25 protein-coding genes and 1 pseudogene are annotated in these 22,347 nt (G+C 61.8%); 15 read left to right on the top strand and 11 right to left on the bottom strand.

Going from position 1 to position 22,347, the window contains the following annotated elements; translation table 11 throughout:
• Positions 1 to 31: 31 nt before the first annotated feature.
• Positions 32 to 1,144: a tRNA 2-selenouridine(34) synthase MnmH gene (mnmH, locus tag RGM2987_RS11910; protein WP_245141206.1), complete on the bottom strand. Its 1,113-nt coding sequence runs from the start codon at positions 1,142 to 1,144 to the stop codon at positions 32 to 34.
• Positions 1,144 to 2,177, bottom strand: a pseudogene (gene selD / locus RGM2987_RS11905) (selenide, water dikinase SelD). The gene mnmH and the pseudogene selD overlap by 1 nt, the downstream one beginning before the upstream one ends.
• Positions 2,178 to 2,335: 158 nt before the next feature.
• On the opposite strand from selD, the gene RGM2987_RS11900 reads away from it, so the two are divergent.
• On the top strand, positions 2,336 to 2,617 hold the full coding sequence (locus RGM2987_RS11900; RefSeq protein ID WP_245141147.1) for a hypothetical protein: 282 nt from the start codon (positions 2,336 to 2,338) through the stop codon (positions 2,615 to 2,617).
• Between the two features lie 4 nt (positions 2,618 to 2,621).
• Here the strand turns inward: RGM2987_RS11900 and RGM2987_RS11895 are convergent, their stop codons facing one another.
• Both RGM2987_RS11895 and RGM2987_RS11890 read right to left on the bottom strand, forming a co-directional pair.
• On the bottom strand, positions 2,622 to 3,074 hold the full coding sequence (locus RGM2987_RS11895) for a DMT family transporter (protein WP_245141144.1): 453 nt from the start codon (positions 3,072 to 3,074) through the stop codon (positions 2,622 to 2,624).
• 2 nt (positions 3,075 to 3,076) lie between these two features.
• Positions 3,077 to 3,574 carry a DMT family transporter gene (locus RGM2987_RS11890; RefSeq protein WP_245141142.1) on the bottom strand — a complete coding sequence of 166 codons (498 nt, stop codon included), beginning with the start codon at positions 3,572 to 3,574 and terminating at the stop codon, positions 3,077 to 3,079.
• A gap of 112 nt (positions 3,575 to 3,686) precedes the next feature.
• On the opposite strand from RGM2987_RS11890, the gene RGM2987_RS11885 reads away from it, so the two are divergent.
• Together RGM2987_RS11885 and RGM2987_RS11880 are read left to right on the top strand one after the other, a co-directional pair.
• The gene (locus RGM2987_RS11885) at positions 3,687 to 4,619 is read left to right on the top strand and encodes a LysR family transcriptional regulator (protein WP_245141140.1); all 933 of its coding nucleotides are present in this window, start codon (positions 3,687 to 3,689) and stop codon (positions 4,617 to 4,619) included.
• An 84-nt stretch (positions 4,620 to 4,703) separates the two neighbouring features.
• Positions 4,704 to 5,291: a hypothetical protein gene (locus tag RGM2987_RS11880; RefSeq protein WP_245141138.1), complete on the top strand. Its 588-nt coding sequence runs from the start codon at positions 4,704 to 4,706 to the stop codon at positions 5,289 to 5,291.
• A gap of 224 nt (positions 5,292 to 5,515) precedes the next feature.
• Here RGM2987_RS11880 and RGM2987_RS11875 read toward each other — a convergent pair whose 3' ends face one another.
• From RGM2987_RS11875 to RGM2987_RS11860, 4 genes are all read right to left on the bottom strand, one after another.
• Positions 5,516 to 6,232: an alpha/beta fold hydrolase gene (locus RGM2987_RS11875; protein WP_245141136.1), complete on the bottom strand. Its 717-nt coding sequence runs from the start codon at positions 6,230 to 6,232 to the stop codon at positions 5,516 to 5,518.
• Between the two features lie 55 nt (positions 6,233 to 6,287).
• Complete coding sequence (locus RGM2987_RS11870; protein ID WP_245141133.1) at positions 6,288 to 7,400, bottom strand: succinylglutamate desuccinylase/aspartoacylase family protein; 1,113 nt, start codon at positions 7,398 to 7,400, stop codon at positions 6,288 to 6,290.
• A gap of 108 nt (positions 7,401 to 7,508) precedes the next feature.
• On the bottom strand, positions 7,509 to 8,288 hold the full coding sequence (locus RGM2987_RS11865; protein WP_245141130.1) for an ABC transporter substrate-binding protein: 780 nt from the start codon (positions 8,286 to 8,288) through the stop codon (positions 7,509 to 7,511).
• A gap of 341 nt (positions 8,289 to 8,629) precedes the next feature.
• On the bottom strand, positions 8,630 to 9,064 hold the full coding sequence (locus tag RGM2987_RS11860) for a rhodanese-like domain-containing protein (protein WP_245141128.1): 435 nt from the start codon (positions 9,062 to 9,064) through the stop codon (positions 8,630 to 8,632).
• A 100-nt stretch (positions 9,065 to 9,164) separates the two neighbouring features.
• On the opposite strand from RGM2987_RS11860, the gene ftrA reads away from it, so the two are divergent.
• Positions 9,165 to 10,124 (top strand): transcriptional regulator FtrA, encoded by a 960-nt coding sequence (gene ftrA, locus RGM2987_RS11855; protein ID WP_245141126.1) that lies wholly within the window; start codon positions 9,165 to 9,167, stop codon positions 10,122 to 10,124.
• A 195-nt stretch (positions 10,125 to 10,319) separates the two neighbouring features.
• Here ftrA and cobF read toward each other — a convergent pair whose 3' ends face one another.
• Both cobF and RGM2987_RS11845 read right to left on the bottom strand, forming a co-directional pair.
• Entirely contained in the window at positions 10,320 to 11,078 is a 759-nt protein-coding gene (gene cobF, locus RGM2987_RS11850) for a precorrin-6A synthase (deacetylating) (RefSeq protein WP_245141124.1), read from the bottom strand.
• On the bottom strand, positions 11,075 to 11,638 hold the full coding sequence (locus RGM2987_RS11845; RefSeq protein ID WP_245141122.1) for a histidine phosphatase family protein: 564 nt from the start codon (positions 11,636 to 11,638) through the stop codon (positions 11,075 to 11,077). The genes cobF and RGM2987_RS11845 overlap by 4 nt, the downstream gene beginning before the upstream one ends.
• 290 nt (positions 11,639 to 11,928) lie before the next feature.
• Between RGM2987_RS11845 and RGM2987_RS11840 the strand changes: the two genes are divergently transcribed.
• The 9 genes from RGM2987_RS11840 to RGM2987_RS11800 all read left to right on the top strand — a co-directional run bounded on the left by RGM2987_RS11840 (position 11,929) and on the right by RGM2987_RS11800 (position 19,049).
• A complete protein-coding gene (locus RGM2987_RS11840) occupies positions 11,929 to 12,783 on the top strand; it encodes a MurR/RpiR family transcriptional regulator (protein WP_245141119.1) in 855 nt (284 codons plus the stop codon).
• Between the two features lie 2 nt (positions 12,784 to 12,785).
• Complete coding sequence (locus RGM2987_RS11835; protein ID WP_280639904.1) at positions 12,786 to 13,127, top strand: hypothetical protein; 342 nt, start codon at positions 12,786 to 12,788, stop codon at positions 13,125 to 13,127.
• Positions 13,111 to 13,863: an N-formylglutamate amidohydrolase gene (locus tag RGM2987_RS11830; RefSeq protein ID WP_245141117.1), complete on the top strand. Its 753-nt coding sequence runs from the start codon at positions 13,111 to 13,113 to the stop codon at positions 13,861 to 13,863. The genes RGM2987_RS11835 and RGM2987_RS11830 overlap by 17 nt, the downstream gene beginning before the upstream one ends.
• Before the next feature lie 293 nt (positions 13,864 to 14,156).
• Positions 14,157 to 15,173 carry an arginine N-succinyltransferase gene (locus tag RGM2987_RS11825; protein WP_245141115.1) on the top strand — a complete coding sequence of 339 codons (1,017 nt, stop codon included), beginning with the start codon at positions 14,157 to 14,159 and terminating at the stop codon, positions 15,171 to 15,173.
• A 61-nt stretch (positions 15,174 to 15,234) separates the two neighbouring features.
• Complete coding sequence (astA, locus tag RGM2987_RS11820; protein WP_245141113.1) at positions 15,235 to 16,269, top strand: arginine N-succinyltransferase; 1,035 nt, start codon at positions 15,235 to 15,237, stop codon at positions 16,267 to 16,269.
• Between the two features lie 104 nt (positions 16,270 to 16,373).
• Positions 16,374 to 17,138, top strand: a complete 765-nt coding sequence (locus tag RGM2987_RS11815; protein ID WP_245141111.1) for a hypothetical protein — start codon at positions 16,374 to 16,376, stop codon at positions 17,136 to 17,138.
• Positions 17,135 to 17,818 carry a transposase gene (locus RGM2987_RS11810; protein ID WP_245141109.1) on the top strand — a complete coding sequence of 228 codons (684 nt, stop codon included), beginning with the start codon at positions 17,135 to 17,137 and terminating at the stop codon, positions 17,816 to 17,818. Before RGM2987_RS11815 ends, RGM2987_RS11810 begins: the two co-directional genes overlap by 4 nt.
• Positions 17,811 to 17,993, top strand: a complete 183-nt coding sequence (locus RGM2987_RS11805; RefSeq protein WP_245141107.1) for a hypothetical protein — start codon at positions 17,811 to 17,813, stop codon at positions 17,991 to 17,993. Before RGM2987_RS11810 ends, RGM2987_RS11805 begins: the two co-directional genes overlap by 8 nt.
• Positions 17,994 to 18,179: 186 nt before the next feature.
• Positions 18,180 to 19,049 (top strand): oxaloacetate decarboxylase, encoded by an 870-nt coding sequence (locus RGM2987_RS11800; RefSeq protein ID WP_245141105.1) that lies wholly within the window; start codon positions 18,180 to 18,182, stop codon positions 19,047 to 19,049.
• 277 nt (positions 19,050 to 19,326) lie between these two features.
• Here RGM2987_RS11800 and RGM2987_RS11795 read toward each other — a convergent pair whose 3' ends face one another.
• Complete coding sequence (locus RGM2987_RS11795) at positions 19,327 to 20,556, bottom strand: acyl-CoA dehydrogenase (RefSeq protein ID WP_245141103.1); 1,230 nt, start codon at positions 20,554 to 20,556, stop codon at positions 19,327 to 19,329.
• Between the two features lie 175 nt (positions 20,557 to 20,731).
• Between RGM2987_RS11795 and RGM2987_RS11790 the strand changes: the two genes are divergently transcribed.
• Both RGM2987_RS11790 and RGM2987_RS11785 read left to right on the top strand, forming a co-directional pair.
• Positions 20,732 to 21,664 (top strand): LysR family transcriptional regulator, encoded by a 933-nt coding sequence (locus RGM2987_RS11790; protein WP_245141101.1) that lies wholly within the window; start codon positions 20,732 to 20,734, stop codon positions 21,662 to 21,664.
• A gap of 206 nt (positions 21,665 to 21,870) precedes the next feature.
• Positions 21,871 to 22,272, top strand: a complete 402-nt coding sequence (locus tag RGM2987_RS11785; protein ID WP_245141097.1) for a MerR family DNA-binding transcriptional regulator — start codon at positions 21,871 to 21,873, stop codon at positions 22,270 to 22,272.
• The last annotated feature ends 75 nt before the right edge of the window (positions 22,273 to 22,347 follow it).

Genomic DNA, 22,347 nt, shown 5'->3' with positions numbered 1-22,347 from the left:
CCTGCTCCCACAGGGGTTGTGGTGGGCGGCATTATTGGGGTTGACCCGCCTTCACCGCCCGCTCCCGCAAATACGCCAACACCGCCGCCTGCTCTCCCGAGAACTCGATCCGCAAGCCCTTTTTCTCCCGCTGATAGGCATACATCGGGTCGTAGTATTCACGCAGCAGGCTCTCGATCCAGACGCGATGCAAGTCCACGGCGCCACTGCGGGCCTGCTCGGCCAGGGCGGCTTCCAGGATCTCCATCAAGCGTCGATGGCGGTCCCCGCCCAAGCGTTTGTGGATGTTGTCCAGGCTCGCCAGCAACCGCTCGGAAAACAGTGAGAAACCTTCGTCGCCATGCACGGCGACGAACTCGGCACACAGGTCGATCACGTAGTCGCGCAGAATCCGTTCGACCCGTCGCTCAAGGCTGTCTTCCAGCCAGACCATCGGCACCTGCTGCATGCGCTGGTACAGCGGCAGCGGCAAGGCGCAACTGCCGATCATGCGACTCTCATCTTCGAGCACGAATTGCCCGATACCGGCAGCGCGCTTTTTCAGCACATCCACCGCCAGCCGGTTCTCGAAGTCGATATTGCAAGGTTGGCCCGTGGCGCGCCGGCCGAAGCTGGAGCCACGATGATTGGCATGGCGTTCCAGATCCAGGCTGTTATTCAACTGCGTCAGCACATCTGTCTTGCCGGTGCCGGTCATGCCGCCCAGCAGCACCAGGTCACACTGCGCGGCAGCCTGCTCGAGGGTGCCGAGCAGGAATGTGCGCATGGCCTTGTAGCCACCGCCGATCCTGGGATAGTCGATACCCGCCTCAGCCTTGAGCCACTGCTGGACGATCTGCGAACGCAAGCCACCGCGAAAGCAATACAACGCGCCATCAGGATGGGTCCGGGCGAATTCGGCCCAGGCCTCGATGCGTTGCGCCTTGGTCGCGCCCGACACCAATTGATGCCCCAGAACAATGGCCGCTTGCTGGCCCTGCTGTTTGTAGCAAGTGCCGACGCGTTGCCGTTCGATGTCGGTCATCAGCGGCAGATTGACCACGCCAGGGAAGGCGCCTTTGAGGAATTCGACCGGCGCGCGGGTGTCCATCATCGGTCGATCGTTGAGGAAGATATCGCGGTAATCGGTGACGTCATTGGGCATCATGACACCTCGACCGCGTGGCTCTGTCGCTCGACCAGTTCGCCAATCGGCTCCAGCGCCAGGCCCAGCTCAGCGGCGACTGCCAGGAACTCTGCTTCGCCATCGGCCGTGACGGCGATCAACAGGCCGCCGCTGGTCTGCGGGTCGCACAGCACTCGCTTGTGCAGCTCCTGGATCCTTCCGACCTTGCTGGCGTAGCTGTCGTAGTTGCGCAGCGTACCGCCCGGCATGCAGCCCAGGTCCAGGTAATATTCGACACCTGGCAAGCGTGGCACCGCGTCGTAGCGGATGCGCGCCGTCACCGGCTGCCATCGGCCATTTCCACAAGGTGCCCGAGCAGGCCAAAGCCGGTGACATCGGTCATCGCGGTCACGCCTGCAAGCTTGCCGAAGCGGCTGCCCGGCTTGTTGAGCGTGCACATCCAGTCCCGGGCCAGGCCGACATCAGAGGCGCGCAGCTTGCCTTTCTTTTCCGCCGTGGTCAGGACGCCGATCCCCAGGGGCTTGGTCAGGTACAAGCGACAACCCACGGTCGCCGTGTCGTTGCGTTTCATATGGCGTTTTTGCACCAGGCCGGTGACGGCCAGGCCGAACATCGGTTCAGGGGCGTCAATCGAATGCCCACCGGCCAGGGGAATCCCGGCCTCGTCACACACCGAGCGACCGCCGCGAATCACCTCGCGGGCAATTTCGGGCGCCAGGACGTTGACCGGCCAGCCGAGAATCGCAATGGCCATCAGCGGATCGCCGCCCATGGCGTAGATATCGCTGATGGCGTTGGTGGCGGAGATGCGTCCGAAATCGAACGGATCATCGACAATCGGCATGAAGAAATCGGTGGTCGAAACGACGCCGCGCTCCTCGTCGATGGCGTACACCGCGGCATCGTCCCGGGAGGCATTGCCCACCCACAGTCTCGGGTCAAGGTTCTGCGCACCGCTGCCGGCCAGGATCACTTCCAGCACCTGGGGCGAGATCTTGCAGCCGCAGCCGGCACCGTGGCTGTACTGGGTCAGGCGAATCGGCTCGCTCATGGGCATACCTCTCGTAAGTGGAGGTGATCGAGTCTACCAGCTACGCCGCCGGCTCAGTGCCGCAGGGCGATGGGTGCTCCTTGATCATTCGATGGAATTTTCCTTCCCCTGCGCAATCACTTGAACATCCCCGAGCGCAGCCATCCAGGAGACCGCCGATGCCCTTCGCCCCTGCCGCCGACAGCACTCACCTTGACTACGGTCTCGACACGCTGTTTGGTCGCGAAACTAAAAGTGTCGATTGCCAGTTCGATGTCAAACGCCTCGATGACGGTGAACCGCCATGGTTCGCGCTGCACGTTCGACCACCGCTGCCGGACGACCTGGAGAAAGCCCAGATCGTGGTCTTCAGTGCCGAGGGTCGGCGCATCAGTGGGATTGTCCGGCGCACCGAGCGCCTGGCCGACGACAGCCTGCAACTGGACGTCGAACCCGACTGAGGCCTCAGGCCTGTCGCGTACTGCTGCGGTACATGAAGACCAGCGCCAGCGCGAGACAGGCCATCGCCAGCACGCGGCTGCGGGACAATTCAATCGCCGGATTGCCCAGCCAGCCGAAGTTATCGATCAGCATGCCCATGGCCAACTGCCCGACGATCACCGCCACGGTCGCCACGGCGGTGCCCACCTTCGGTACCGCCCCCACCATCACGATCATGTACACCACGCCGAACAGCGCCCCGCTGAGCTGCCATTTCGGTACGTCCAGCAGGCTGACTGCGTGAGCCGGTTCGAAGAACACGATCAGTAGGCCTGTGACCACCGTACCTACCGTAAACGTAAGAAGGCTGCTGCGCAGCACCCCGACCGTCTGACCGAGGCGACCGTTGATGGCCGCTTGCACACTCAACACCGCGCCAGCGGCGACTACCACCAGCAATAAAAGAAACACACTCATGATCAACCTCGGGCAATCAGGACAAGGGCCACGACAATCAGCGCCAACGCCAGCCAGCGTTCGCCGTTGACCCGCTTGCGGGTCGCGCCGAACCAGCCGAAATGATCGATCAGCACGCTTTTGCCGACCTGCCCGGACAGAATCGCGATCATGGTCATGGCAATGCCGATGTGGGGCGTGGCGAGGGTCAGCACTACTACGTAGATCGGTCCCAGGAAACCGCCGATCAGTTGCCAGCGCGGCAGTTCATTCAACGCCGGCCCCTGCTGGCGACCCGCGAGCAGCAACAGCAGGAACAGAATCGCCGAGCCGACGCCGAAGATACTCAGTGTTGCCCACAAATGACCGACCTGGCCCCCGAGCGGCCCGAGCAGGCCAGCTTCTACCGATAAGCCCATACCGGCCAGGATCACCAAGGGCAGCAACAGCCAGCGCAAGGCCGGTCGAGGCCTGGAGGCCGCCGTTATCGGCGCGGCCTCGTTGAGTGAAGACGCCTGCATATTCAAAACCTCTTTGAGTCAAGGATGGCGGGCATTATCGGCTGGCGTCCCTGTGCGATAAATGGGAGCATCCCGACAACACTTTTGCGTATTGCGCACAGGACAAGCCCCAATGCATGGCCTCAATGAGCTGGGTTTCAAGGCGCTCCGGCTGTTTGTCGCGGTGCTCGATCACGGCAGTTTTTCCGAGGTAGCCCGGCGCGAGGGCCTGGCCCCGTCCTCGATCTCCCGGCAGATCCAGCTGATGGAGCAGGCCCTGAACCAGCAGTTGCTCTATCGCCACACCCGTGCCGTTTCCCCCACCGAAGCCGGGCGCCTGCTGGGGCATCACGCACGCCTGCTGCTGGTGCAACTGGAGGAAGCCGAACAGGCCTTGCAGGAGCAGCACAGCGAGCCGTCCGGCCTGGTGCGGATCAACGCACCGGTGGTGTTCGGCCAACGTCACCTGACGCCGTGGCTGGGGCCGTTGTGCAAGCGCTACCCCAGGTTGCAACTGGACATCCAGCAGACCGACAGTTACGTCGACCCGCTGCAGGAAGGCGCCGACCTGCTGTTTCGCATCGGCCCGCTGCACGACTCCGGCATGCAGGCACGAATTGTCGCGCCGCACCGCTTCCAGATCGCCGCCAGCCCCGGATACCTGGCCCGCCACGGCGCGCCGCTCAAGCCGCAGGACCTGGCGAATCATCAGTGCCTGGCCTACAAAGGGGTGAGCGGCCAGCAGCGCTGGTTCTTCCGCCGCCCCGGCCAGGCCTGGACGCCCTACAGCGTCAGGGGCCCGATCACCGGCAACCACGCCGACACCCTGACCCAGGCCGCCGAACAGGGCCTGGGCCTGGTGATGTTCCCGTCGTGGCTGATCGGCGAGGCCGTGCGCAAGGGCACGTTGGTGCCGGTGCTGCGCGAATACGAAGCCTCCAACAGCCTTGAGCCGCAACAGATCGCGATACTTTGGCCGGGCAGCCGACGACTGTCGGTAAAGGTCCGTACAGTGATTGATTTCTTCCTGGAATGTTTTGGTGAAGGGCCTTACTGGGACCGTTGAGGATGTCGCCATCGCCAGCGCTGGAGTCAGGTGCGCTGCCCATGGGATGATCGCCGCCCGAGCGCGACCTTCCGGAGAGTTTCCATGTCATTGCTGAGTAAACACACCGCCGCCCTGCTGCTGGCGGCCATCGCCGGCCTGGCCGTAGTCCCCGCCCAGGCGGCCCCGGCCAAACCTTCCAGCGAAGCGCCGGCGCAGAAGGTTTCGATGCTGGCCGGCAAGTTCACCTTCAACTTGCCCAAGGGTTTCACGGCGACGCCTTTGCCCGCCGGGGAAGCCACCCAGGGCACCGCCGGTGCTACCGGTACGATGTACAGCAATGCCACCAGCCGGACGGTGGTGATCACGGCTGAGAACATCATCATCGGCGGGACCAGCGTGAAGGATGACGACAGCGCCTTCCTCGACACCACCATGGCCGACTTCGCCGCCCAGCGAATCAAGGCCCTGCCGGACGCCAAGATCCTCAGCGAAAAAAGCCTGACCCAGAAAGGCTCCGGCCTGGGCCTGCGCCAGCTCGACACCAGCGCAACCCAAGGCGGCGGACCGACCCTGGACACCACCTTGCTCGGCGCCTCCGGCACGCGCATGGCGGTGGTGCAGATCATCTCCCGCGCCAGCGACAAGGCCGGCCATGAAGCGCTGGTGAAACGGATCGCCAGTGGGCAGTGAGGGCTGACGCGGTGCGCCTGAGGCTGTGGGAGCGGGCTTGCTCGCGAAAGCGATGGCACATTCAGTATTGATGCAAGCTGACACGCCGCATTCGCGAGCAAGCCCGCTCCCACAGGGATTTTGTGCTGGCCGAAAAATCAAAGCCAACCACCGATCCATTTGTGAGAGCGAGCTTGCTCCGGACGGCGATCCGACGATGGCGTCGGCACGCCCAGCCCGGTCCGCTAGGGATTGAGCCGCTCCAACCACGCCCGCAGGTCCTGCACTTCCTGTGCACTGATGTTATGACCAAGGCCCAGGTAGGCGTGGAATTCCGGTTCCAGCGCCAGGGTCTTCAGGAAGGAATCGGCCTCGGTGCCGTCGCGATAGGGAATGATCGGGTCCACCGTGCCATGGCCGATGAACACCGCCAGTGTCCGTCGCGACTCGTCGGGGGTCAGTTCGGATCGCAGCACTGAGAGCACTCGCCCGCCCATCGCCGCAATACCGCCCACCGCCTCGGGGTGTCGCAGTGCCACTTCGTAGCTCATCATCGCGCCCTGGCTGAAGCCCACCAGGTACACCTTGCCCGGGTCGATCGAGTATTTGGCCCGGGCTTTCTCGATGAATTCCCGCAGCAGCTGGCCGCTGGCTTTCAGGTCGGCGCCATTGCCGTCGTAGGCGCCCTCGCCCTCCTTGGCAAACCACTGGTAATGCCCCGGCTCCATGGTCTTCGGCGCGCGGACCGAGAGATAGTTGTAATCCCGGGGCAATTCGTCCTTGAGGGTGAACAGGTCCTGCTCGTTGCTGCCAGAACCGTGCAGGAAGATCACCAGCGGCCGGCCTTTGGCCTGTTCATCGACCTGGGCCAGGTAGCTGAGCGGCAGGTCGGTGTGCAATGCGGGTTGGGCCTGCAACCCGGACGAGACCAGCAGCAGGAACAGGGCGAGCGCTCTAAACATCAATCTTTCTCCATCGTTCGATAGCCACGCGGCAACCCGAGGTAGACAGCACTTATCAGTCGTTGCTCAATTTCCCGCTGCGAATCGGTTCGCGCCCGGCGACTTTCGCCTGCCAGATGCCCGGCTCGGTATAGCGCCCGCGATCCACTGCGAACAGCACGCCGCTGGTGCCGGCTCGCACCGTGGTGACCCGGTCGCTCAGCGGATCGACCACCTCGAACAACGGCTCGCCCCGCTCGACCCATTCCCCGACTTCGCGCAGGAAACTCACCACGCCATGGTGCGGCGCGAACAGGTACTCAGTGCCCTCGAACGGCAAGCCTTCGCAGCACTCGCCGGGCGCGGCCGCCCAGTCGCCCGCGATGAACCCCTGTTCGGCGAGAAACCCCAGAATCGCCTCACAGTTGGCCTGGGCCTGCTCCACCCGGGTGTCGCCCATGCTGCCCAGCTCCAGCGTGGTGGCCAGGTTGGCCAGTGGGATCGCCGCTTCGGGAAAAGCCTTCGCCAGGCGCAACCAGGGCGTGGAGCAAGACTCATCGAACGAACTGCCGCCGGAATCCTCGCACAACAACGCCACCCCGGCCTTCAACCGCGCAGCCAAAGTGCGCCACTGCGGCCAGTGCTGCGGCAAGGCGTACAAGTGAATCGACGCCTCGAAATCGCAATGCAGGTCGAGGGTGATATCGGCGTCGCAAGCGTGACGCAGCAACAGCCGATGCAGCGCTTCGAGTTGCGACGGTGGTGTCGGCAGATCGTCGAGGACCTGCGCCATGGTCTGACGGATCAGGGTGATATTGGCCGCCGGGTCGTCACCCAGGCGATCACCGATGCGTTGCGCCACCGGCGCGCTGAGCTCGACGAAGGCACGGTTGAAATTCTTGCCGCTGCCCAGCTCGAAACGTCCCATGTGGGCGGCTTGCAGATGCTGGTCCAGACCGATGGGGTTAGCCACCGGCACCAGTTCGATCACACCCTTGAGCAGGCCCTGGGCCTCAAGCTCGTTGAGCCGCCGCTTGAGCTCCCAGGCGGTGCGCATGCCCGGCAATTCATCGGCGTGCAGGCTGGCCTGGATGTAGGCCTTGCGCGGGCCATGGCCGTAACGAAACACACTGAGCCGGCGCTCGGTGCCCAGATGACTCCATGGCAAGGTATGGTCGATGCGTTGCATGAAATCTCCAAATGACGAAGAGGAAAAACCGTTGGCGCAGGGTAAAACAATCGCCCAAGAAAAAGGTGGCCGACCGGGTCAACGGCGGGCCACCTCGGTTTTTAGCGATTAATGCCCATAAACGTCGAAGGCGAAGTACTTGTCCTGGACCTTCTTGTACTCGCCGTTGGCACGGATCTCGGTGATGGCCGCGCTGAATTGATCGGCCAGCGCCTTGTCACCCTTGCGCACCGCAATGCCGGCGCCGCCACCGAAGTATTTAGCGTCTTCATAGGTCGGGCCGACGAACGCGAAACCTTTGCCGGCGTCGGTCTTCAGGAAGCCCTCGTCGAGATTGACCGAGTCGGCCAGCATCGCGTCGAGGCGACCGGCAACCATGTCCAGGTTGGCTTCCTGCTGGGAGCTGTAGCGCACCAGATTGATGCCGGCCGGAACCAGCACCTCAGTGGCGAAACGGTCGTGGGTGCTGGCGCGCAGCACACCGACTTTCTTGCCCTTGAGCTCGGTCAGCGGATCCTTGACGTCGGTGCCTTCCTTCATCACGAAACGCGCCGGGGTGTGGTAGTACTTGATGGTGAAATCGACGTTTTTCTTGCGGTCGTCGGTGATGGTCATGGACGACAGGATCGCGTCGATTTTCTTCACCTTCAGCGCCGGGATCAGGCCGTCGAACTCCTGCTCGACCCAGGTGCACTTGACCTTCATCTGCGCACAGAGCGCGTCGCCGATATCGACGTCAAAGCCGGTGAGCTTGCCGTCGGGGGTTTTCATCGAGAAAGGTGGATACCCAGCCTCGATCCCGAGGCGGATCGGCTTGGCTTCTTGCGCCACGACCGACAGGGATAATACGGACAGTGCCAGGGCACCGAATATTGCTAGCTTCTTCATGTTTGCTCCTGAGTGCGCAGGTTTCCTATTGATGTTTGTGGGCAGATTCGTAGGCAGCGTTCGGTCAGCGAACACCGAAGTGGCCGGGAGTCTAGAGGGGCACTCAGGAGGGGGATTGCGTTTATGCGACAAATAGTTATAAAAACATCAAGTCTTCCCACGATCGCGGGTGTTTAAGAAAGACCTGTCACAAGTGATTCCCGTGGCGAGGGAGCTTGCTCCCGCTGGACCGGGCTGGCGCTCCAGCGCGAAGCGGTCCCTTGAAATTCTCGGGTAAGGCCAGGGGCTGCTGCGCAGCCCAGCGGGAGCAAGCTCCCTCGCCACAGGTTAAGCGACTGGCTTCAGCACTCGCAGCCGATGGCCTGGTCCGTCACCCGCTCCACCGAGCCGGTCAGGCGAAAGCCTTCGTCGAGCCAACCCATCACGCCGCCAATCATTTCCTTGACCGGATACCCCAACGTGGCCAGACGCACCGCTGCCTTGTTCGCGCCGTTGCAGTGGGGCCCTGCGCAATAAACCACGAACAGCGTGCCTTGCGAATAGGCAGCCAGCGCTTGCGCCGTGAGCGTGCGGGTCGGCAGGTTGATCGCCCCGGGAACATGCCCGCGTTCGTAGGCCAGTGGGCCACGTACATCCACCAGCACAAAATCGACCTGGTCGGCCTGTTGGCTGGCGTGAACGTCGGAACAATCGGTTTCAAACGTCAGACGTGCACTGAAATGCTGTAGGGCGATATCGGAGGGGGCAGCAGGCACTTCGCGAACCAGGCTGGTCATCGTGGGTACTCCAGGTAGATGAGGGCGTGAAGAGACTTTATCCGCCTGCTGCATACCGCTACAGTGGCGCACAAGACACTCTGTGGGAATTTTCCGCCAAATGCAGCCTACACCCGGTCTGGTCGCGATCCTTGCCTACGACGGTCTGTGCACCTTTGAATTCGGCGTTGCCGTCGAGATCTTCGGCCTGGAGCGGCCCGAGTTCGATTTCCCCTGGTACGAGCACCGGATCGTCGCGGTCGATGACGGTCCGATGCGCGCCATGGGGGGCTTCCGGGTATTGGCAGACGGCGGCATGGAACTGCTCGACAGCGCCCGGACCATCGTCGTGCCAGGCTGGCGCAGCCGCAGCGAGCCTCCATCCGAAGCCTTGCTCGCGGCACTGCGCCGGGCCCATGCCCGAGGCGCACGACTGCTGTCGATCTGTTCCGGAGCGTTCGTGCTGGCCGCCGCCGGGCTGCTGGATGGACTGGGCGCCACCACTCACTGGCGCTACACCGACGAATTGGCTGAAAGCTTTCCCAATGTGCGGGTCGACCCCGACGTGTTGTACGTCGATTCGGGACAGGTCATCACCTCAGCCGGCAGCGCCGCCGGCATCGATGCCTGCCTGCACCTGGTGGCCCGGGACTATGGCGTCCAGGTCGCCAACACCGTGGCGCGTCGGTTGGTGATGTCACCGCAGCGCACGGGCGGCCAGGCACAGTTCATTCCCTCACCGGTCAGCCGCACGCCACGCAGCGATCTGTCGAGCGTGATGCAATGGGCCCGCGAGCGCTTGCACCAACCCCTCGGCGTGCGCGAACTGGCCAGCCAGGCGGCCATGAGCGAACGGACCTTCCTGCGGCACTTCACCCAGGCCTGCGGCCAGTCGCCCAAGGCCTGGCTGCAACATGAACGCCTGGCCCGAGCCCGGGAGTTGCTGGAAAGCACTGAAAGCAACACCGAGAACATCGCGCAGTTGTGCGGCTACCGCTCGGTGGAAAGCTTTCGCGTAGCGTTTCGCAGCGTGGTGGGGTTGGCGCCGTCGGTGTATCGGGAGCGGTTTGGGCGGGGGTGAAAAAATGAAACACTCAAGCATGCGCACCGTGTGGCGAGGGAGCTTGCTCCCGCTCGGCTGCGAAGCAGGCGCGAGAATTTCCAGCATCAGACTAAGAGGCATAGGGGCTCTGGACATTGGGGTTGCTACGCAACCCAGCGGGAGCAAGCTCCCTCGCCACAGCAAGCTCCCTCGCCACAGGTAGAGTCGCCTGGGCTATCGAGGCTTGCGCAGCAGATAACTGTCCATGATCCAGCCATGGGTCTGGCGCGCGGCCGTGCGGGTGCGCTCGATGTCATCGGCCACGTCCCCCAGCCGGCCGGCGATGAGGATTTCCTCGGCCATCCCCACGTAGGCGCCCCAATAAACCTGCGTACCCGCATCGCTCACCTGGCGATAGGCATCTTCGCCGTCGAGCATCACCGCCACACTGGACGCATCGCCTACCTGCCCCGCCGCCAGCCGGCGTCCGGTGGTGATGTGCACAGAACCGCCAATGTCGTTCAACGGCACCTTGTGTCGAGCCGCAAGGGCCTGGAGGCTGGTGATGCCGGGAATGACCTCGAATTCAAAGGCGCAGCGACCGGCGTCAAGGATGGCCTGCAAGATACGCACGGTGCTGTCATACAACGCTGGGTCGCCCCACACCAGGAAACCGCCGCACTGGCTGTCCGAGAGTTGTTCGTCGATCAAGCGTTCGAACGTCGCCTGCTTCGCGCGGTTCAGGTCTTCGACGCTGGCCGTGTAGTCCGTGTCGTCGCGTTGGCGCTCGGGGCTGTCGGCTTCGACGAAACGGTAGGTGCGACCGACGATATGGCGACGACAGATTTCCCGCCGCAGGTCCAACAGGGTGTGCTTGGCGGGCCCCTTGTCCATGAGGAAGAACACATCCACCCGGTTCAGGGCCTTCACCGCCTGGATCGTCAGGTGGTCCGGATCGCCAGCGCCGATGCCGATGACTGACAATTTCTTCATGACGACTCCTGGATGCGCAAGCGCCATACGCCGTTGAAACGCAATTCGACGGCGGACAACGGCTCTATGTCGATACGGTTGAAGCTTGCAGCCGGGCAACCCAAGGCAGTCACCAGCGCCGCGCGGATCACAAAGGGGTGCGTGACGGCCAGCACGTGCCCCGGCCGGTCTTGCAGGCTTGCCATCCATTCATCGACACGCTGGCATAAGCGCGCAATGGACTCTCCGCCATGGGGAGCCGCCTGCGGATCGTCGAGCCAGGTTTGCACGGCCTGCGGCTCGGTCTTGAGCAAATCATCGACACAGGAACCACGCCAACGGCCGAAATCGCAATCGGCCAGGGCCGGGGTCACCTGGGGCTCGGCGCCGAACCACTCGGCGCTCTGGCGCGCGCGCAGCTCCGGGCCGCACAGCCATTGCCCGACGCCTCGGCACCTATGGTCGCTGTCCGCTCGCTTGGCCAGCCAGTCGGCATCCAACGGTTCGTCCAGGCCGAAACGTGCCTGTTTCTGGGCGACGGTACGGGCATGGCAGATCAGGGTCAGGCGAGTGGCTTGCACAAGGGACTCTCTAGCGAAGGGAAACAGGGCACGTTGCCGTTTTTAGTTGTACAGCACCTTATACGAAATCAAATAACCGAGACAAAAAGGCGCTATTTCTTACACAGATATGAGCGCTGACTGACATACCCGGTCGATTCGACCAAGGCCAAGTCCTACAAGGGTTTCGCACCATCTTCGAACATCGTAAACGGAAGGTAAAAACCGCTGGACATGTAGCATCAGCTACATAAATACTGTTTTCAGGAGTTATGTAAGAAATCCAACACCCATCCAGGCAAGGAGCACGGATGCCGCCCCTCAGAGACCTGATTACCGATCCCGGCATCGACTTGACGCCGTCGGAACGCAAGGTCGTTCGCGCCCTGCTCGATCACTATCCCCGCAACGGCCTGGGTCCGATGTCACGGCTGGCGGATCATGCCGGCGTCAGCGACCCGACCATCGTGCGGCTGGTGAAAAAACTCGGCTTTGGCGGCTATGCCGAGTTCCAGGACGCGTTGCTCAGCGACATGGATCATCGCCTGCGCTCGCCCCGCACCCTGTTGCGACCACGGGCCAGATCGCAGCAAGGCGATACCTGGAACCAATACCTGGCGACCAGTCAACGCAATCTGCTCGACACCCAGGCCCTGACACAACCCGAGGATGTGCGGATCCTGGTGCAGTGGCTGCTCGATGCACGGCATCAAGTGCATTGCTTTGGTGGGCGTTTCAGCAGCTTTCTCGCCCACTATCTGCTAAACCATCTGCGCCTGCTGCGCGCCGGTTGTTTTGCCTTGCAAGACAACGCCCAGTTGCCCGACCGGCTGTTCGACGTGCAACGCCAGGACGTGGTGCTGATCTTCGATTATCGGCGTTATCAGGCCCAGGCCCTGCGCGTCGCCAACGCAGCCAAAGAGCGCCATGCGCGGGTCGTGCTGTTCAGTGACGTCTACGCCTCGCCCCTGCGGGAGCTGGCCGACCTGATCATCAGCGCGCCGGTGGAATCGGCCTCGGCCTTCGACAGCCTGGTTCCGGCCCTGGCCCAGGTCGAGGCGCTGATCGCCTGCCTGACCCTGCAGTGCCCTGACCTGGCTGAACGCCTGGAAGGGATCGACACCTTGCGCACGGCATTCAACACGCACCTGCTGGAGGAAAAATAAGGATGTTCTCGCTCCCCCACCACTCGCCCCGGGACCTGCCGTTCCCCCGCGACCACACGGCATTGCTGCTGGTGGGCATGCAACGCGCCTGGCTGGACCCACGGATGGATGTGGCTGAAATACCCGACCAATTGGATGAAGCACAACGCCACGCCCGTGGCATTATCGTCCTTCCGACGACCCTGGCCCAGGCACTGGATTGCCTGCGCAACAGCGGCGCGCTGCGCGAAACCCTGCCCGCCCCGCTACTCGATACCTATTTCGCCTTGAAGGCCCAGGAGCCGGCCTGGACCCAGGCGCTGCCACCTGCCGAGCGTTGTGAGCACTATGCGCGAATCTATTGAAAGTGCCGAAGCGGGCCTCTACGCCGGCCCGGCCTACCGGTTGCTCCGGGAAGACTCCGAATACCCGGTGCTATTGGTGTGCGAGCATGCCAGCCGATTCATTCCCCCGGCGCTGAACGACCTGGGCCTGGACGAGACCGCGTCCCGGGAACACATCGCCTGGGACATTGGCGCCCTGGTCCTGGCCGAACGCCTGTCCGAGACCTTGGGTGCGACCTTGCTCTCGGCCAATTATTCACGGCTGTTGATCGACCTCAACCGCCCGCTGCACGTGCCCGACAGCATTCCACCCCAGAGCGAGATCTACCAGATTCCCGGTAACCAGTCCCTGAACGCGGCCACCCGTGAATATCGCCAACAGTGCCTGTTCCACCCCTTCCATGATCGACTGCGCGCGCTGATCGATGCCCGCCTGGCCGATAACCGCCCGGTGCGGGTGGTGGGCATCCACAGTTTCACCCCGGTGTTCTACGGCCAACCGCGGGCGCTGGAAGCCGGGGTGCTGTTCGGCGAGGCCCGGGGCTATGCCCAGCGCATCGTCGACGGGCTGGCACGGCATTCGCTACGGGTGGCGGGCAACCAGCCCTACAAGATCAACCCGTTGAGCGACATGACGGTTCCAGTGCACGGCGATGGACGCGGCCTGGACTCGGTACTGATCGAAGTGCGCAACGACCTGCTGCGCACCCCCGAGGCGGTACGAACCTGGAGCGCCTATCTGGCGCCGCTGTTGTAGCAACGTAGCGGCACGTTTGCGGCGACCAGCAAAGCAACCTCACAGCTGAAAAGGAAAACGGCTCATGAGTATCGAGGCATTTGGCTACAAGCAGGAATTGATTGCCGCTGGCCTGGTCTATCTGTGCGCGCTCGACAGATGCGGCAGCCGCAGCACCCTGCCCGACCCGGCGGGCCAATAAATGTCTGGACGGCCGAAGGCGTTGGCCGCTCATGATTCAAACGCGTGGACATCGACAGTGATCGTCAAGCCTGGTGCGGCGCATCGGGCTCCCTGGAACAGGAGTGCAATCCATGCTGGCTTTACGTCCAGTTCAGTTAACCGACCTGCCGCAATTGCAGCAGTTGGCCCGTGACAGTCTGGTGGGCGTGACATCGCTGCCGGACGACACCGGGCGCCTGCGGGAAAAAATCCTCGACTCGTGCGCTTCATTCGAAGCCGATGTCCAGGAAGCCGGCGGCGAGAACTATTTTTTCGTGTTGCAGGACCTGGTCTCCGCGCGCCTGGTCGGCTGCTCGGAAATTCTCTCCAGCACCGGTTGCAACGAACCGTTCTACAGCCTGCGCCATCGGCCGTTTTCCAGCGAGTCGCGGGAGCTGAACATTCAGCACGGCGTGCCGGCACTGTCACTGTGCCAGGACCTCAGTGGCCAGACGCTGCTGCGCGGTTTTCATATCGACGCCCAGCGGGTGCGCACGCCGGATTCGGAGCTGCTGTCCCGGGCCCGGCTGATGTTTATCGCCGCCCACCCCCGGCGCTTTGCCGAATCGGTCATCACCGAAATCGTCGGCTACAGCACCGAGGACGGCCAGTCGCCGTTCTGGGATGCCATCGGCCAGCATTTCTTCGACCTGCCTTACGTCGAGGCCGAACGGCTGTGCGGCTTGCAGAGCCGGACCTTCCTCGCCGAGCTGATGCCGCAATACCCGATCTACGTGCCCATGCTGCCGCCAGCGGCCCAGGCCTGCATCGGTCGGGTGCACCCCGACGGCCAGGAAGCTTTCGACATCCTTGAACGTGAGGGCTTTGAAACCAACAGCTACGTCGACCTGTTCGACGGCGGCCCAACGCTGCACGCCCGTACCGGAAACATCCGCTCCATCAGTCAAAGTCGCCTCGCCATCGCCCGGCGAAGCGAGCAGATTGATGCTCGGGGCCGTTATCTGGTGAGCAACGATGGCCTTGAAAACTACCGGGCCATCGTGGCCGAGCTGGACGTCAACGCCGACGGCCCCGTGGCCTTGTCGCCCGACATGCTGGCAGCCCTGGGGGTGACCGACGGCGAGCGGATACGGGTGATTGCCTTATGACCCCGACTCGATCTCCTGGCATACAGCGGCGCGTCACCGCACACGATCAAGGAACCGCATCATGATTGTCCGCCCGGTCGTCATCACCGACCTCCCCGCGCTGTTGGAACTGGCCCGTTGCGCGGGTCCGGGGTTCACCAGCCTGCCGGCCAACGAAGAACGCCTGGCCCACCGTATTCGCTGGGCCCAGCGCACCTTTGCCGGGCAGGTCGAACGGGCCGACGCCGATTACCTGTTCGTGCTCGAGGACGATGATCGGCAGGTGGTGGGCATCAGCGCCCTGACCGGCGCGATAGGCCTGCGCGAAGCCTGGTACAACTATCGGGTCGGGGTAACCGTCAGCTCGGCACCGCAACTGGGCATCCAACGGCAGATGCCGACGCTGTTTCTCAACAACGAGATGACCGGGCAATCGGAGATCTGCTCGCTGTTCCTGCATCCCGAGCAGCGTCATGGCCATAACGGACGCCTGCTGTCCCTGGCCCGCCTGCTGTTCGTGGCCGAGTTTCCGCAGATGTTCGGTGAAAAACTGATCGCCGAACTGCGCGGCCATGCGGATGAGCAAGGCTGTTCGCCGTTCTGGGACAGCCTGGGCCGGCATTTCTTCAAGAAAGACTTCAGCTACGCCGATCAATTGTCCGGCATGGGCAACAAATCCTTCATTGCCGAACTGATGCCGCGCCAGCCGCTGTATACCTGCCTGCTGACGGAACAGGCCCAGGCGGTCATCGGCAAGGCCCACCCGAACAGCGAGCCGGCCATGAAGATCCTGACCGCCGAGGGCTTCAGCCATAAAGGCTACATCGACATTTTTGATGCAGGCCCAGTGATCGAGGCACAGGTTCCGAACATCCGCACCGTACGCGACAGCCAATCGCTGACCCTGGGCATTGGCACGCCGGACGCACAGGCACCGGTCTGGCTGATCCATAACCGGCGGCTGGAAAGCTGCCGGGTCACCAGCGCCAGAGCGCATCAGCATGGCCATAGCCTGCTGGTCGACCGACTTACGGCAAAGCGTCTGCAAGTGCAACCCGGCGATACAGTGCGGGCCGTGCCATTAGCCAAACCTGCGAAACGGGCGGTGGCGGCATAACCCTGGTGGCTCCTCTGCAATACTTCCCGACAATTCGTTAATTGCCATCAAGGAGTTGAAAAAACCATACTTTTGAACATCGCCCTACTGCAATGATTCTGTTCATGATTAAAACGCTGATCTCCAGAAATATACCGCCTCAACATATCGCTGAAACAATAAAGACATTAGACATGGCGGCGCAAATCAGCCAATTGTTTGTCGACTTGAAGCGTCAACCCAGATTCGCCATGGCTCGCTCCCGGCGTGCGGCCATCATGAACATGACCAATCCAGGCACGGGAACCATTACATTGCATTGCACCAGCATCGGCAATATCAGCATCAAGGCGCCAGCACTCAGTGGCAGTTCCTCGCAGCTGTATTCGGTGCCCGGGCAGAGTGTCTTGTTTGCCATTGATCAACCATTCGAAGTCCAGCTGTACGCCGTCGGCCCGAATCAGCTGGAGAAAACCGACATTTGCTCCATCGATCAGAACAATCCCCTGGTGATTGATGGCTCTCGAACATTGTTCGATTACTGTCAGTCTGACGCCGGATTGATAGGCAGGATTAACCTGCCCGATAGAATGACCGACATCGGCGTGTTTGATCGGGTTTCATTGCGCAAAGTAGCCTGGTTGCCCCACGACGACGGCGCCGCGCGGCATCTGGTGAGCCTCCAATTGCTCGAAGCGGTCCAGGACCCCGAACGCGCCAGGGTCGCCGGGGAATTGATCTATCACTATCACCCTGCGGTCGCTTGGAAAGCCTTCCAGGTGCTCTATCTAGCTTATCCGCAAATGGCGGTGAGCTACGTTGCGCTGTTGAAGAAACACCGCAACGCACGTCTCGATAGCCTGCTCCAGCCATTCGAGCAAGCAGAATGAGGCTGGAAGTATTTGTCGAACGCTTGAAAAGTTACGACTTGCAACGTGATAAGAGTGAGATCACCGGAGCGTTGCAAGCGTTAGCCACCAACCGTTGCCTATTAAGTACCCACTTGTACGCCACGATTCAAAGAGATGGCTTTGATACACGCAACAGCCTTTATAACGCCTATGGCTTTATCCTTCATGGCGATGAAGACTTCACCCTGCGCCTAAACTTCTGGTCGCCGGTAGACACTCAAGATGAGAGTGAAACTTTTATCTACAACCTGAACCACAGTCATGACTTTGAAATTTACTCAGTGGGTTATAGCGGCGACGGTTACACCACGGTTATTCGCGAAATACTGGATGACTTGCCACTGCAAAAAGGTAGGAGGCCTCGACTGGGAAAACCGCGGACACTGAAACTTGCGCCAGGAAAAGTGCTGTATATGCCAGCACTGCGGGAAATCCACAGACAAATAGCCCCAACCTCGATGTCCGCTTCACTGAGCCTGCTTATCCATCCGGCGTATCTGGACAGGGTCGATGACGCCTGGTGCTTCGATAAAGATTACATACCCATTCACCCCGGGGTAGCGGCGCAAGAGACCGCCCTGTTTAACGATACGTTGTCATTGCTGAAATCCGGCCACTTGTTGTCCGGTAACTTTAAGGAAGGAGTAAACCATGCTTGACCTGATGAAAGACTGGGATGAAACGCCTTTATTGCGGGCCAGCTCCCATGTGATAGACACCGCAACACACTTGGAGAACGAAACCCACTGCACGATCCCGGGGTTCCCGACTCGCTTCAACGTGGGAAACATCCACGAGATCAAGAAAATCTGGAGCTTACCGAGCCCAAACTGACCCGTTTTTGAACGACGGGCGCTGTGCCAGGCTGCAGCCCTCCGGGCCGTGGCCTTTTTAACGATGCGCCGGAGGCATAGCCCATGCGCATTCGTCATCATCTTTTTGCTTGCCACGTGATAGCCTTTGGCTCTTTCGGCGTTGACACTTTTGCTCAAGCCGTTCCATTCCAATGGTGGAACTCACATGTCCAGGCTTTCCCATCAAGATTTGCGCCGCAACTTTCGTCAACTGCTGGCTTCCAAGACCTGCTATCACACCGCTTCGGTGTTTGACCCGATGTCGGCGCGCATCGCCGCCGACCTGGGTTTTGAAGTGGGGATCCTGGGCGGCTCGGTCGCGTCGCTGCAAGTGTTGGGCGCGCCGGACTTTGCCCTGATCACCCTCAGCGAGTTCACCGAACAAGCCACCCGTATTGGCCGCGTGGCCCAACTGCCGGTGATCGCCGACGCCGACCACGGCTACGGCAACGCCCTGAACGTGATGCGTACCATCATCGAGCTGGAGCGCGCCGGCGTCGCCGCGCTGACCATCGAAGATACCCTGTTGCCAGCCCAGTTTGGCCGCAAGTCCACGGACCTGATCGGGGTGGCCGAAGGCGTTGGCAAGATTCGCGCGGCACTGGAAGCGCGGGTCGATCCGGAAATGGCGATCATCGCCCGCACCAATGCCGGGATTTTGCCGGTCCAGGAAATCATCAGTCGAACCCAGCAGTATGAACGGGCCGGGGCTGACGGGATTTGCATGGTCGGCGTGCAAGACTTCGAACACCTGGAGAAAATCAGCGAAAACCTGAGTGTGCCGCTGATGCTCGTCACCTATGGCAACCCGCTGCTGCGCGACGACAAACGCCTGGCTGAACTGGGCGTGCGGATAACCATCGACGGCCATGGCGCCTACTTCGCCGCGATCAAGGCCACCTACGACAGCCTGCGCGAACAGCGGCAGATCTTCACCCAGGCCTCGGACCTCAGCGCCACCGAACTGACCCACACCTACACCCAGCCCGAGGAATACATCCGCTGGGCCGAGCAATACATGAGCGTCAAGGAGTGAGCTAGCGCAGGATCCGAAGACGCCATCGCGAGCAGGCTCGCTCCCACAGGGGACCATGGCGGCTACTAAGATTGATGACCGCCGTTATTCCCTTGTGGGAGCGGGCTTGCTCGCGAAAGCGCTGGGTCAGCTAGTATCTAGCTTGAATGTGCCGACGCCTTCGCGGGCAAGCCCGCTCCCACAGGGGTTCTACGGCGGAACCAAGAGGGATGACCGCCGCTATATCCTTGTGGGAGCGAGCCTGCTCGCGATGGCATTACCAGAGTGAAATGAGTTCTCAGCGCCCGCTACGCAGCATTTCCTTGGGCACGTATTTGCCGATCTCGAACTTGCCGATGGCGGCGCGGTGGACTTCGTCCGGGCCGTCGGCCAGGCGCAGGGTGCGTTGCATGGCGTACATGTAGGCCAGCGGGAAATCGTTGGAAACCCCGGCCCCACCATGAATCTGAATCGCCCGGTCGATGACCTTCAGGGCCACGTTTGGCGCGACGACCTTGATCTGAGCGATTTCGCTCTTGGCCACTTTATTGCCGACGGTGTCCATCATGTACGCTGCTTTCAAGGTGAGCAGGCGCGCCATGTCGATTTCCATCCGCGAGTCGGCGATCTTGTCGACATTCCCGCCCAGACGCGCCAACGGCTTGCCAAAAGCCGTGCGATTGACGGCACGCTTGCACATCAATTCCAGCGCCCGCTCGGCCATGCCGATGGAACGCATGCAGTGGTGAATCCGCCCTGGGCCAAGGCGCCCCTGGGCAATTTCAAAGCCACGTCCTTCACCCAACAGCACGTTCTCGTACGGCACCCGCACGTTGTCGAACAACACTTCGGCATGACCATGGGGCGCGTCGTCGTAACCGAACACCGGCAGCGGTCGTACGATTTTTACCCCTGGGGTGTCCACCGGCACCAGAATCATCGAGTGCTGGGCATGGCGCGGTCCATCGGGATTGCTCAGCCCCATGAAGATCAGGATCTTGCAGCGCGGGTCGCAGGCGCCTGAAGTCCACCATTTCTTGCCGTTGATCACCCACTGGTCGCCATCACGTTCAGCACGGGCGGCCATATTGGTGGCGTCTGAAGAGGCAACGTCCGGCTCGGTCATGGCGAATGCCGAACGGATCTCGCCACGCAACAGCGGTTCGAGCCAGCGTTGCTTCTGCTCTTCGTTGGCATAGCGCACCAGCACTTCCATGTTGCCGGTGTCCGGCGCCGAGCAGTTGAACGGCTCCGGCCCCAGCAAGGAGCGACCCATGATTTCCGCCAATGGCGCATATTCCAGGTTGGTCAGGCCGGCGCCCAGCTCGGACTCGGGCAGAAACAGATTCCACAGGCCTTCAGCCCTGGCCTTGGCCTTGAGCTCTTCCATGATGGCCGTGGGCTGCCAACGGTCGCCTTCGGCCACTTGCCGCTCGAACACCGCTTCGGCCGGGTAAACGTAGGCATCCATGAACGCCGTGACACGTTCACGCAGCTCCTGAACCTTTGGGGAATAGGCGAAATCCATGGGCAGCACCTTCTGGGCAGAGGTTGTTTTAGGTCATGAAATCGATCCTAGTTCAGCTACGAAAATTTACCTAACCTATTCTCGGCGTGTATTAACATTCATCACCGATATATGTTTCACTGATTCCCATCGCCACCCGGCCCCTCACAACAAGCAAGAATAAGAGTGCAGCGCCATGAATCTGAGCAAGGTCGATCTCAACCTGTTTATCGTCTTCGATGCGATCTACACCGAAGCTAACCTGACCCGCGCCGGGCAGATCGTCGGCATCACTCAGCCGGCGGTGTCCAACGCCCTGGCGCGTTTGCGCGAGACCTTCAACGACCCGCTGTTCGTGCGCACCGCCCAGGGCATGGTGCCGACACCCATGGCTCAGAACATCATTGGCCCGGTGCGCAACGCCTTGTCGCTGCTGCGGGTGTCGGTGCAGGAAAGCCGGATTTTCAACCCATTGCAGGCGGTCAAGACTTACCGCATCAGCATGACCGACCTCACCGAAGGCGTGATCCTGCCGCCGCTGTTCCAGCGCCTGCGTCGCCTGGCGCCGACCGTGGCCATCGAGAGCTTCCTGTCCAAGCGCCGGGAAACCACCAAGGAGCTGGCGGCCGGCCGTCTCGACTTCGCCGTGGATGCGCCGCTCAACACCGACCCACAGGTGCGCCACGTCAAGCTGATGGAAGACCGTTATGTGTGCGCCATGCGCAAGGGCCACCCGTTGGCGGGCAAGGAGAAGATCGGCCTCGATGACTACCTGGCCCAGACCCATGTGCATATTTCCAGCCGCCGCAATGGGCTGGGCTACGTCGACCTGGCCTTGGGCAAGATGGGCATCCAGCGCAAGATCGCCTTGCGCTCGCAACATTACCTGATGGCCTCCCAGGTGTTGCAGCAGACCGACATGGTCATGACCGTCCCGGAGCGCTTCGCACGTCGCCACGACCTGCACGCCTTCCAGTTGCCAGTCAACGATGTGCCGCCGGTAGAGACCCATCTCTACTGGCATGAAAGTACCGACCAGGACCCGGCCAACCGCTGGATGCGCGAGCAGATGATCGAGCTGTGCCAGCAGGTGACGGCACATGAGAGGAAGCTGGAGAAGGTAGTGTAGGATTCTGGTCCGCGTCATCGTTCTTCGCGAGCAAGCCCGCTCCCACAAGTTCTGCGCCAGCCCCAAATGTCGCAGCACCATCAGCTCAGTGTGGGAGCGGGCTTGCTCGCGAAGAGGTCGGCGCAGACTACGCTCCCGTGTCTGCTTGACGCGAACGTCAACCTGCCTTTAGCTTAGCGCCAGCCCTTTTCGTTTCGAGCGCTTCCATGAGCAGCCAGACCTACAGCATCTCCGATCTCGCCCGCGAGCTGGACATCACCACCCGGGCCATCCGTTTCTATGAGGAACAAGGCCTGTTGAGCCCGGAGCGCCGGGGCCAGGAACGCATCTACTCGCCCCGGGACAAAGTCAGCCTGAAGCTGATCCTGCGGGGCAAGCGCATCGGTTTTTCCCTGGCCGAGTGCCGCGAGCTGATCGAACTCTATGACCCCACCAGCGGCAATCAGAAACAGCTGCACAGCATGCTGGCGAAAATTGCCGAACGCCGGGAACAACTCGAACAGCAACTGCTGGATATCGAACAGATGAAGCTGGAACTCGACACCGCTGAAGAACGCTGCATCCAGGCGCTGGAGCAGACGATCAACGGTGAGAAAACAGTTCAATAACGACGCGGATCCAGTGTGGGAGCGGGCTTGCTCGCGAAAGCGGTGTGTCAGTCGGCGGATGAGTCGATATAAGTC

This window comes from Pseudomonas sp. RGM2987 (genome assembly GCF_022952855.1).
GTDB lineage: Bacteria > Pseudomonadota > Gammaproteobacteria > Pseudomonadales > Pseudomonadaceae > Aquipseudomonas.
The sequence above is the reverse complement of the archived record's forward strand: the minus strand, read 5'-3'. Positions and strand labels throughout refer to the sequence as shown.